1 protein-coding gene and 1 pseudogene are annotated in these 1,094 nt (G+C 66.4%); both read left to right on the plus strand.

The genetic code is table 11. The features are described 5' to 3' along the window. Positions 1-108 precede the first annotated feature (108 nt). Positions 109-864 carry a terminase family protein gene (locus EOA85_RS35845; RefSeq protein WP_127212774.1) on the plus strand — a complete coding sequence of 252 codons (756 nt, stop codon included), beginning with the start codon at positions 109-111 and terminating at the stop codon, positions 862-864. 31 nt (positions 865-895) lie between these two features. Beyond that, a pseudogene (locus tag EOA85_RS35850) lies at positions 896-1,094 on the plus strand (hypothetical protein); the annotation flags it as partial.

Genomic DNA, 1,094 nt, shown 5'->3' on the forward strand with positions numbered 1-1,094 from the left:
TTTTAACACCATATGGAGGGACGGGCGTCCCCCTCTCCGTCTCGGCTTCGCCGAGCCACCTCTCCCCACTCCGTGGGGCGAGGAACCCAAGCTTTCCAAAGGCCAGCCATGACCCGCCACGTCACCTTCATGACCATCGACGATGCCGAGCACTACACGCCGCAGCAGCGCGCCGAGATCATTGCGGCCTATCCTGCGCATGAGCGCGAAGCGCGCGCCAAGGGCATTCCAGTGCTGGGCTCCGGCCGCATCTTTCCGGTGGCCGAGGAGCTGATCGCCTGCGAGCCGTTCCGGCTGCCGCGCTATTGGCCGCGGCTCGGCGCGCTTGACTTCGGCTGGGACCATCCGTCGGCCGCGGTCGAGCTCGCCTGGGACACGGAGGCCGATGTCGTCTATATCTCGAAAGCCTGCCGGGCGTCGCAGCAGACTCCCGCCATGCAGGCGCTGACCTTGAAACCGTGGGGCGAATGGCTGCCCTGGGCATGGCCGCGCGACGGCCGGCGCGAGACGCTGGAAGGTGCGGGCCTGGCACTCGCCAAACAATACGCCGCGCATGGGCTGAACATGCTGACCCGCCATGCGCAATTCCCAGACGGTTCCGTCTCGGTCGAGGCCGGGCTGATGGAGATGCTCGACCGCATGCAGAGCGGCCGCTTCAAGGTGTTTTCGACGCTTTTGCCCTGGTTCGAGGAGTTCCGGCTCTACCATCGCAAGGACGGCCAGGTGGTGAAGCTGCGCGATGATTTGATGGCGGCGACGCGTTACGGCGTGATGATGCTGAGGGAAGCGGTGGTCGACCCGGCGGAGTTCAAGGCGGCGCGGCGAAAGGCCGGGCAGAGTGATCCGCTGGGGGCGTTTCGGTAACTCGACGGCAACCACACACCATGACGGCCTCATGACCCTCCGCATCATCCCCGCCACCTTGCGCGACCTCTCCTACATCGCCGCCAATCTGCGGCCAGAGGACCGGGCCGAGATCGACTGCCAGTTCGACGAATGGTCGCCGGTGCTGCTGGCGCTGACTGCGCTGCAGGGGTTTGCCTATGTCGCCGAGCTGGACGGCAATCCTGCGGCCGGCTTTGGCGCCGCCGAAC

It is taken from the genome of Mesorhizobium sp. M5C.F.Ca.IN.020.29.1.1 (assembly GCF_003997375.1).
Classification (GTDB): Bacteria; Pseudomonadota; Alphaproteobacteria; order Rhizobiales; family Rhizobiaceae; genus Mesorhizobium; species Mesorhizobium wenxiniae.